We start from the raw sequence: 8,529 nt of genomic DNA, 5'->3' as shown, positions 1-8,529 counted from the left end.
TCCTTAAGGGCGGCGCACAATGTCCACAAAGTGGACGTTTGTGCGTGTAGTTTACTAGGAAAGTCCAAGAAGCCAAGCCAAAGGCGCAGGCCGATTGGGCAACTTTCCTTAAGGGCGGCGCACAATGTCCACAAAGTGGACGTTTGTGCGTGTAGTTTACCACGACACTGCCAATTTCTTGAAATCGACGGCAATGCCGCAGGAAACGACGTACACCTCATCTGCGGCACGCGCTGTCAGCTGGTTGGCAATGCCCGTGATGTCGCGATACTCGCGTGCAAGATGATTTTCCGGCACGATGCCCGCGCCGACCTCGTTCGTCACGAAAATCGTCGTACCTTCCTGCTTCTTTGCCGCTTCGAGCAGGAGGCTGATTTTCTCACGTATAAGTTCATAATTTGCCGCAGAGTCGCGGACATTCTCCAAGGCGCACAGCAGATTGCTGATGTAGAGCGTCAGGCAGTCGAAGAGGATCATATCGTGCGCCCTTCCTGCCTCCTCAATGGCAAGATGCGCGTTCTCGGGCGCTTCCCATGTATGCCAGTCCTTGGGGCGCCGCTCACGGTGCAGTTTGACGCGAAATGCCATCTCCTCGTCATAGACGCCCGCCGTCGCAATGTAGGCAACCTTCTTTCCGAAACGCGCCGCGTACTGCTCGGCAAAACGGCTCTTGCCGCTTCGTGCACCGCCCGTGACGAGGACGATCTTACCCATGCATCTTCCTCCTCTCCCTGCTCGCTCGGCAAGCCTCAACGAAAGCCTCAGCCGCCTCAGGGCAGCCTGCAAAGTGCAGGTGCAGATAAGAGCCGAGAACCGCCCCCTTGGCATAGCCTGCCGCATAGTGCGCGCCGTTCCTCATGCGCGTAAAAATAAAGGCCCTCGCCGCATCCGCTTTTTCCCCCGGCAATTCCGTCGAGAAATGAAACTCGTGACCGTGCAGTTTCCTGCCTCGCGGTCCGAGAACCGTATCGCTGCAAAGCTCCGCCTCAACGTAGCCGAGCATCTGCAGTTTGCGGTTCATCTGCACGACAGCAGGAACGATTCCCGTCATCGCATGTTCTTTTCCCTCGAAGTCCACGAGTTTTTCCATCAAGTACATATAGCCGCCGCATTCGGCATAAATGGGCACACCTGCTGCCGCCGCCTCAGCGAGAGAACGGCGCATCGACGCATTCGCCGTCAGTTCCTCGGCAAACATCTCAGGAAAGCCCCCGCCTAGGAGAACGCCCGCCGCCTCAGGCAGAGCCGTATCATGCAGCGGACTGAAAAAGACGAGTTCCGCGCCAAAGGATTCCAACACATCAAGACTCTCGGGATAATAAAAGGAAAAGGCCTCATCGTGCGCGACGGCAAGGCGCACCTTGGACGGCTGTCGCTCTGCATTTTCCCTTGCAGAAAAAAGCAACTCCTCCGTCGAGGCCAATGGCGCGGCTGCTTCTGCAATCCTTCTGAGCGCCGCAAGATCGACCGAATGCGCCGCCGCCTCGCCCATCTTCTTTACAACATCGCGCTCTTCGTTCTCCTCGGCAGGCAGAAGGCCTAAGTGACGCTCCGGCATCTTCAGCGATTCGTCGCGTCGCATAGCCCCTAAGACAGGCATATCGATCTTCGCCATCGCCTCGCGTATCATCGCCTCATGCGTATCCGAGCCCAGACGGTTCAGGAGGACACCCGCGATCTTAACCTCACGATCATAACTGCGGAAACCAAGCGCAATCGCCGCTGCCGATGCGCCCATCGACTTCGCATCGAGGACGAGCAGCACGGGCGCGTCGAGCAATTTGGCGATTTCCGCCGTGGAGCTCACGCCCTTCCTGCCGCCGTCATAAAGCCCCATGACACCTTCAATAACGGCAAGATCCGCACCTTTGGCCGTGCGTGCAAAAATCTCCTTGAGACGTTCGGGCGGCATAAGCCATGTGTCGAGATTGTGCGCGGGCAGCCCGCTCGCAAGCGCGTGATAGCCGGGGTCGATGTAGTCAGGGCCTACCTTGTACGACTGTACGCGCAGTCCCTGCGCACGCAGTGCGGCGAGGATGCCCGTCACGAGCGTCGTCTTGCCCGAACCGCTCTGCGTCGCGGCGATGACAATGCGCGGTATCTTCTCTTCCATGGCAAAATCTCCTCAGCGCGTATTGTCTATGAGATACATGACAGCATTGACGACGGACGCCGCGATCGGGCTGCCGCCCTTCGTACCTTCCACCGTGATGTACGGCACTTTGTCGTTCTTCGCCAAAAGCTCCTTGGAATCCGCCGCCCCAACGAAACCGACGGGGATGCCGACGATGGCCGCCGGACGTATGCCTTCCTCTTCGACCATGCGCAATACCTCAAAGAGCGCCGTCGGCGCGTTGCCGATGGCGATGATCGCACCATCGAGAGCCTTGCCGAAGGAACGCATGGCAGCCATTGAGCGCGTGATGCCCTGCGCCTTTGCTTCGGCGGCAATCTTCTCGTCTGCTACGAGGCAATGCACCTCACCGCCGAAGGATGCCAGTTTCTTCTTATTGATGCCCGTGCGCACCATCTCGACGTCCGTATAGATGTGCGCCCCTTTCTTGAGTGCCTGCTGCATCGCCTCGATTGCCTGCGGATGAACGCGGATCACCTTCGCATAGTCGACATCGCCCGACGCATGAATCATGCGCGAATACACCTTGATTTCCGCTTCGGAAAGTTTATACTCGGCCAGATACGGTGCGATGATCTCCATGCTGCGGTTCTCGATTTCCATCGGCTGTTTGATAAAGTCCATGCTGTAACCTCACTTCTCTGCTTTATGAACAAACGCCAAGACCTCTTCAAAGGTCTGCGCCATATTGTCGTAGGCGATGCGCGGCCGTTCGACGATGACGAGCGGCAGGCCGAGCTTCATCGCCGCCGCAAATTTCGTATCGGCGCCGCCGACCGTGCCGCCGTTCTTCGTGACGACGACGTCCGCCTCATACTTCTTGTAAAGCTCCTCGTTGAGCGCTTCGGAAAATGGTCCCTGCAAGGCGACGATATGGCTCGGGCGAAAGCCGAGCGCCGTACATTCCTCGATGACTTCGGGGGCGGGCAGGACGCGTGCCGTCAGCACACATTTTTTCAGTGCGGGCGCTTCTGTAAACGCCTTGAGGTTGTGACTGCCCGTCGTAAGAAAGATGTTCCGTCCCAAATTCGCCGCAACTTTTGCCGCTTCCTCGTAGTCTGCAACGTAATGCGCCTTTTCATAATTGAGCGGCGCACTCTGTCTTTCATAGCGGATATACGGGATGCCGCACGCGCGGCAGGCGCGCATGGCATTTTCGGATATATTCGCCGCATAAGGATGGCTTGCATCGACGAAGACAGCGACGCCATGCGCACGGCAATACTCTGCCAATGCTGCTTCATCGAGCGGACGATCGTTGATGACGATGCCCGGATAGCGCGACAAAAGCTCCTCACCGTAGCGGCTCACGACCGACGCCGTGACACTCTGCCCCTTTCCCAGCAGAAAACCCGCAAGCTCCCTGCCGTCCTGTGTACCTGCTGCCACGAAGATCATACTTCGTAGCCTCGCGGCGTGATCATGTAGCCTTCCTTCACATAGGTGCGGCTATTGCCGATGATGACGAGCGAGAACATGTCGATCGTTTCCTTCGTGAATTTCTCAAGCGTCGAAATCGTCTTGCTCTCCGCTTCACGCGCCGCGTGATTCACAATGCCGACAGGCGTATCTGCTGCACGGCAGGCAAGGAATATCTCGCGGATCTCCTCGATGTTCTGCACGCGCTTCTTGCTCTTGGGATTGTAGAGCGCGACAACGAAATCAGCTTCTGCCGCCGCCTTGGCACGCTTCTTGATGAGTTCCCACGGCGTCAGCAGGTCGCTGAGACTGATGACGGCAAAGTCGTGCATGAGCGGTGCGCCCAAGATCGAAGCCGCCGCATTGACCGCCGAGATGCCGGCGATGACGCCGCCGAACTCGGGGCGATCGCTCGCTTCGCGCTGCAGGAGAAGTTCCAAGACGAGTCCCGCCATGCCGTAGACGCCGGAATCACCGCTCGAAACGACGACGGTATCCCTGCCCTTCGCTGCCGTTTCCACCGCCATGCGGCAGCGGTCGATCTCCTGCATCATGCCCGTGCCGATGACCTCGCGCTCACCGATGAGATCTTTGATGAGCTTGATGTACGTCGTATATCCTGCGACGACTGCCGCTTCCTCAATCGCCCGCTTCGCACGCGGCGTCATATCCTCCAAACTTCCGGGACCGATGCCCACCACTGTTATTTTTCCCATACAAGTGCCACCGTCACTTTCTCAAATCTCGTTTTGGCAAGGGCAAGCCGTCCTGCGGAGACGCTCGCGAGCGCTGCAGCTTCCGCGACGTTGCCGATGCCGATATTTTTCTTGACAAAAGGAGACTCAGAAAGTCCATAGGCGTAGATTGTCTCCTGCATCTTTTCGTTGGAATGGAAGCGAATATCGCGCTTGAGTTCCGCGCTCAAAGCAAGAAGCCCAGCTTCGTCCGCCTTCGCCTCTGTACTCGCGAGAAGTGATACATCTGCGATGCTACGCTCGATCTTCGTGAGAGCCGCTTCCAATGCCGCTCGTATCGCCGACATCTCGGTGCCGCGTCTGCAGCCGATGCCGGCAACGAGACGGCGCGGCACGAGGCAGATGACATCTTCTCGCTGCACACCTTCATCCGCTGTGACGAAGGCCGTCAAACCTTCCTTCTCCGGCGGAAGCCCCCGCCCGAATACAGCTGCCAGACCCATATCGTCAAGCCGCTTCTTGTAAAAGCTCGCACGCGCGAGATTCTCATCAATTACATAGCGAATCGACTCATCGTCAAGCACGGCGCTGTTGAATCGTTTGATCTGCTCCTTCGGCGAGGGGCGCAGCGCAAGGCGCGCGGCGGCGACATCGACGGCAAGCTTCTTCTGCACGTCCGTTGCCGTCGTGATGACGGGATCTGCGCCAAGCGATGCCGCAAGCTCGCGCGTCAGCTCGTTCGCGCCGCCAATGTGACCCGAAAGCAGACTGATGACATGCTGCGCCTCCTCGTCGAGCACGAGGACGGCCGGATCTTCCAGCTTGCTCTTCAAAGAACCCGCAATCATGCGCACGGCAATTCCCGTTGCCATGATGAAAACAAGCGCATCATACTGACGAAACGCCGCCTCAACCTGCGGCGCGAGGCGCTTATAAACGCGTACTTCCGCCGGCATTTCCTGCCCTGCCTTGACGAAGATGTCGACGCTCGCATCGAGTGATGCGCGAACGCGAAGAGCCGTCTTCGTGCCGCGCGGCGTCGCCGTAAAAACCGCGCATCTCATTTGCTTGCTTCGCGGAACATATGGCTGAACTCCGGCGCGTAGAGGCGCGAAAGCTCATAGTCCGCGCCGAGGCAGCGGCTGACGACGATCATCGCCGTGCGGTCGATGCCCTTGTCGGCAATTTCCGCCACGATGGTTTCCAATGTCGCGCGCACGATCTTCTGCTCGGGCCACGAGGCGCGCTGCACGATGGCGATCGGCGTATCAGGCGCGTAGCCGCCCTCGATAAGCTCCTTCACGACATCCGCGAGCATCGTGATGCTGAGGAAGATGCACATCGTCGCCTGATGTGCGGCAAGCGAGCGCAGCTTCTCCCGCTCGGGCACAGGCGTACGCCCCTCGTTGCGCGTGATGATGACCGTCTGAGAGATTCCGGGAAGCGTATACTCCTGCTTCAAAGCGGCAGCCGTCGCGAGGAAGGAGCTGACGCCCGGCACGACCTCAAAATCAATCCCCTTCTTCTTGAGCGCATCCATCTGCTCTTGAATCGCACCGTAGATGCTCGGATCGCCCGTATGAAGGCGCACGACCATGAGATCTTTCGCCACGGCTTTCTCTATCGTCTCAATGACCTCGGGGAGCGTCATAGAGGCGGAATCGTGAATCTCCGCGCCTTCCTTGGCAAAGTCCAAAAGGGCGGGATTGACGAGCGAACCCGCATAGATGATGACGTCGGCCTTTTGCAGCAGCTTCTGCCCCTTGACCGTGATGAGCTCGGGATCGCCTGCGCCCGCGCCGACAATGTATACCTGCATGTTCTTCCTCCTGTTACACGTTTGCCTTATGGCAGGAAATGATGTAGACGGGGTTGATCGCCTCCGCCATATCGTAAGGACCGACCTTCTTCAGGCGATTGACCTGCACCTGGACGGTATCATAGAGATAGCCGCTCTTCTTTCGCATGTAGGCGAGTGAACTCGCGAGCGTCTGCACCGTGATGCAGTTGATGACGATGAAGCCGCCGGGTTTCAATCGTTTGTCAAGAAATTCAAGGATCTCTTCCAGATGGCTTCCCGTGCCACCGATGATCGCCGCATCGAGTCTTTCGGGCAAGCGCTCCAGTCCCGCCGGCGCCTCGCTCTCGATGATCGTGATGTTCTCGATGCCAAATTTCGCCACATTCTGACGGATGAGTTCGACCGCTTCTTTTTTGCGCTCCACGGCGTAGACATGACCCGCCTTCGCCAGAAGCGCCGCCTCAATGGAAAGCGACCCCGTGCCGGCGCCGATATCGCAAACAATATCATTTTTTCCGATCTTCGCCCCCGCCAATGTCAGGATGCGGATCTCCTTCTTCGTCATCGGCACTTTGCCGCGGATGAATTCTTCGTCTTCGATGCCTAAAAAATGTTTCATGCCTTCACCACCAAAACACCATGAGAGATTTCCGCTGCAGACGCCGCCTCAGCAAGTGTCGTATGAATGATTTCTTCATCTTCATAAGACAGCCGTGAGCATATATGAAGCTCTGCAGAAGACGGCCAGCCAAGCTCCATAAGGCGCTGTGCAATCGTGCGCGAATTGTTCGATCGATCCGTCAAAAGCCCGAGCAGGGCGCCCTCCTTGTAAGCAATCTCTTGCGCCTGCGGCACGCGCCCGTGGAAGGACGCAAGTCTCGCCTCATGCCAAGGCAGTGCAAGGCGCGCAAATGCCATCTGCAGGGAACTGACGCCGGGGATGACGACGAGCGCCTGCGGCGGGAACTCACGCCGCAGAGCATCGAGCAGCGAATAATAGCCGGGATCGCCTGAAACCATGACGACAACGTGCGTCTTTTGAAGCTTCTCCCGAATGAACGAAAGGACGGCATCTATATCGCCGCGAATCGTCATCGTCTCCTGCCCTTGCCTGGCGAAATCCGCCAGGGCGCGGCTGCCGCCGACGAGCACCTCCGCGCCCTCGATGGCAGCGCGTGCCGCCGGCAAGACAAAATCGGGATTGCCCGGTCCGATGCCTGCCACTACGATTCTATGTTCCAATGAAAATCCCTGCCTATCTCTCTTGCTGTATCATCCATGCCCAAGAGCTCCCCCTTCAGCGTCGTCATCGCCGTCCCCACGCGCAGATCTTGGAATACGTACCGCTCGGCGCGAGCCGAAGCACGCGCGCAAAGAATGCCATAAACCCGCTCCAAACCGTATTCGGCAAAAAGCGGCAAGGCCTCTTCCGTCGTCGTAGCCGCAAGGATGCGGCGCACCGCTTCCTGCGGCAGGCCTTCCGCCGCCGCGTAGGCAGCGAGCGCTTCCAAACGGCCGTCCGCTATGCGGTTGTGCGTATAAAAGACACCTGCCGCAACCTTCGAGAGCTTACCGATATGACCAAAGAGCAACACGCGCTTGAGCTTTCTTTCCGCCGCACGCTCCAACATGAAGCCGATGAAGTTGCTCGTCTGCACGACAGCCTCGCGCGGCAGGCCGAAGCGCGCCGCCGCATTCTCGCCCATCTTGCCCGGCACGAAGATCTGCGTGTCGAAGCCTGCTGCAAGAGCCACATCCATCTGCGGTACGAGGGAGTTTTTGAAGCCTTCCTCCGACATAGGACGCAGGACGCCCGTCGTGCCGATGACGGAAATGCCGCCGACGATGCCGAGGATCGGATTCAGCGTGCGTTTTGCAAGTTCCTCGCCTGCGGGAATCGAAATCGTGACGTCCGCACTGCCGTCCTTGCCGAGGATTTCCTCGATGACGTTGCGAATCAGCTGGCGAGGCCCCGGATTGATCGACGGCTCGCCCGGCGGCACGGAAAGCCCTGGCTTCGTGACCGTGCCAATGCCGCGCCCCGCATGGAAATGAACGCCGCTCCCCTCAGGGCGAACGACGACTTCCGTAAAGACGGAAACGCCATTCGTGATGTCTGGATCATCTCCTGAGAACTTCACGACCTCGGCGCGCGCTCCCGACGGCGTGCGGATGACTTCTTGAATCGGAATGTGAAGCGGCGTGCCGTCGAGCGCCATGATCGTCACTTTCTCGCAATACTCTCCGTCAAGAAACAGGAGCGCCGCCTTCGTCCCAGCCGCCGCACAGGCTCCTGTCGTGTAGCCGCTTCGCATCTCCTTCGCCATCGCACTCACTCCTCCACACTACAATGCTTTTATTGTACAAGGAAACTTCGAGAAGTCAAGCCCAAAAGGCACAGACCGTCCCCATAAAATCTAAGCCCCGGCACACAAGAAGTGCAACCGGGGCTTGAGGAAGCACAGATATTTCCCATACTT

The 8,529-nt window shown here is 58.4% G+C and carries 10 protein-coding genes; all 10 read right to left on the bottom strand.

Features of this window, described 5'->3' with window-relative positions; all coding sequences use genetic code 11:
* Positions 1-156: 156 nt before the first annotated feature.
* The 10 genes from cobU to cbiD are packed head-to-tail and all read right to left on the bottom strand — an operon-like array spanning position 157 to position 8,376.
* Positions 157-714, bottom strand: coding sequence for a bifunctional adenosylcobinamide kinase/adenosylcobinamide-phosphate guanylyltransferase (cobU, locus tag RWS31_RS07945; RefSeq protein WP_314597347.1), 558 nt, complete (start codon positions 712-714; stop codon positions 157-159).
* A complete protein-coding gene (locus tag RWS31_RS07940) occupies positions 707-2,113 on the bottom strand; it encodes a cobyrinate a,c-diamide synthase (protein ID WP_314597344.1) in 1,407 nt (468 codons plus the stop codon). Before RWS31_RS07940 ends, cobU begins: the two co-directional genes overlap by 8 nt.
* A gap of 12 nt (positions 2,114-2,125) precedes the next feature.
* Complete coding sequence (locus RWS31_RS07935; protein WP_006193064.1) at positions 2,126-2,758, bottom strand: precorrin-8X methylmutase; 633 nt, start codon at positions 2,756-2,758, stop codon at positions 2,126-2,128.
* A gap of 9 nt (positions 2,759-2,767) precedes the next feature.
* The gene (gene cobK / locus RWS31_RS07930; RefSeq protein WP_314597341.1) at positions 2,768-3,532 is read right to left on the bottom strand and encodes a precorrin-6A reductase; all 765 of its coding nucleotides are present in this window, start codon (positions 3,530-3,532) and stop codon (positions 2,768-2,770) included.
* Positions 3,529-4,269 carry a precorrin-3B C(17)-methyltransferase gene (cobJ, locus tag RWS31_RS07925; RefSeq protein ID WP_314597339.1) on the bottom strand — a complete coding sequence of 247 codons (741 nt, stop codon included), beginning with the start codon at positions 4,267-4,269 and terminating at the stop codon, positions 3,529-3,531. The genes cobK and cobJ overlap by 4 nt, the downstream gene beginning before the upstream one ends.
* Positions 4,257-5,312, bottom strand: a complete 1,056-nt coding sequence (locus tag RWS31_RS07920) for a cobalt-precorrin 5A hydrolase (RefSeq protein ID WP_314597336.1) — start codon at positions 5,310-5,312, stop codon at positions 4,257-4,259. The genes cobJ and RWS31_RS07920 overlap by 13 nt, the downstream gene beginning before the upstream one ends.
* Positions 5,309-6,067 carry a precorrin-4 C(11)-methyltransferase gene (gene cobM / locus RWS31_RS07915; RefSeq protein WP_009646273.1) on the bottom strand — a complete coding sequence of 253 codons (759 nt, stop codon included), beginning with the start codon at positions 6,065-6,067 and terminating at the stop codon, positions 5,309-5,311. The genes RWS31_RS07920 and cobM overlap by 4 nt, the downstream gene beginning before the upstream one ends.
* A 13-nt stretch (positions 6,068-6,080) precedes the next feature.
* A complete protein-coding gene (gene cbiT / locus RWS31_RS07910; RefSeq protein WP_314597333.1) occupies positions 6,081-6,668 on the bottom strand; it encodes a precorrin-6Y C5,15-methyltransferase (decarboxylating) subunit CbiT in 588 nt (195 codons plus the stop codon).
* Positions 6,665-7,291, bottom strand: a complete 627-nt coding sequence (gene cbiE, locus RWS31_RS07905) for a precorrin-6y C5,15-methyltransferase (decarboxylating) subunit CbiE (protein WP_314597332.1) — start codon at positions 7,289-7,291, stop codon at positions 6,665-6,667. Before cbiE ends, cbiT begins: the two co-directional genes overlap by 4 nt.
* Positions 7,273-8,376 carry a cobalt-precorrin-5B (C(1))-methyltransferase CbiD gene (cbiD, locus tag RWS31_RS07900; protein ID WP_264919123.1) on the bottom strand — a complete coding sequence of 368 codons (1,104 nt, stop codon included), beginning with the start codon at positions 8,374-8,376 and terminating at the stop codon, positions 7,273-7,275. Before cbiD ends, cbiE begins: the two co-directional genes overlap by 19 nt.
* Between the last annotated feature and the right edge of the window lie 153 nt (positions 8,377-8,529).

Source organism: uncultured Selenomonas sp., assembly GCF_963528755.1.
Taxonomy (GTDB): domain Bacteria; phylum Bacillota; class Negativicutes; order Selenomonadales; family Selenomonadaceae; genus Selenomonas.
Note: the sequence above shows the minus strand (reverse complement) of the source record. Positions and strands in the feature narration are given on the sequence as shown.

Coding starts and splice junctions, on each gene's coding strand:
- RWS31_RS07920 (WP_314597336.1), bottom strand. CDS start 5,312: ATGAGATGCGCGGTTTTTACGGCGACGCCGCGCGGCACGAAGACGGCT.
- cobM (WP_009646273.1), bottom strand. CDS start 6,067: ATGCAGGTATACATTGTCGGCGCGGGCGCAGGCGATCCCGAGCTCATC.
- RWS31_RS07940 (WP_314597344.1), bottom strand. CDS start 2,113: ATGGAAGAGAAGATACCGCGCATTGTCATCGCCGCGACGCAGAGCGGT.
- cobK (WP_314597341.1), bottom strand. CDS start 3,532: ATGATCTTCGTGGCAGCAGGTACACAGGACGGCAGGGAGCTTGCGGGT.
- cbiT (WP_314597333.1), bottom strand. CDS start 6,668: ATGAAACATTTTTTAGGCATCGAAGACGAAGAATTCATCCGCGGCAAA.
- cobU (WP_314597347.1), bottom strand. CDS start 714: ATGGGTAAGATCGTCCTCGTCACGGGCGGTGCACGAAGCGGCAAGAGC.
- cobJ (WP_314597339.1), bottom strand. CDS start 4,269: ATGGGAAAAATAACAGTGGTGGGCATCGGTCCCGGAAGTTTGGAGGAT.
- cbiD (WP_264919123.1), bottom strand. CDS start 8,376: ATGGCGAAGGAGATGCGAAGCGGCTACACGACAGGAGCCTGTGCGGCG.
- RWS31_RS07935 (WP_006193064.1), bottom strand. CDS start 2,758: ATGGACTTTATCAAACAGCCGATGGAAATCGAGAACCGCAGCATGGAG.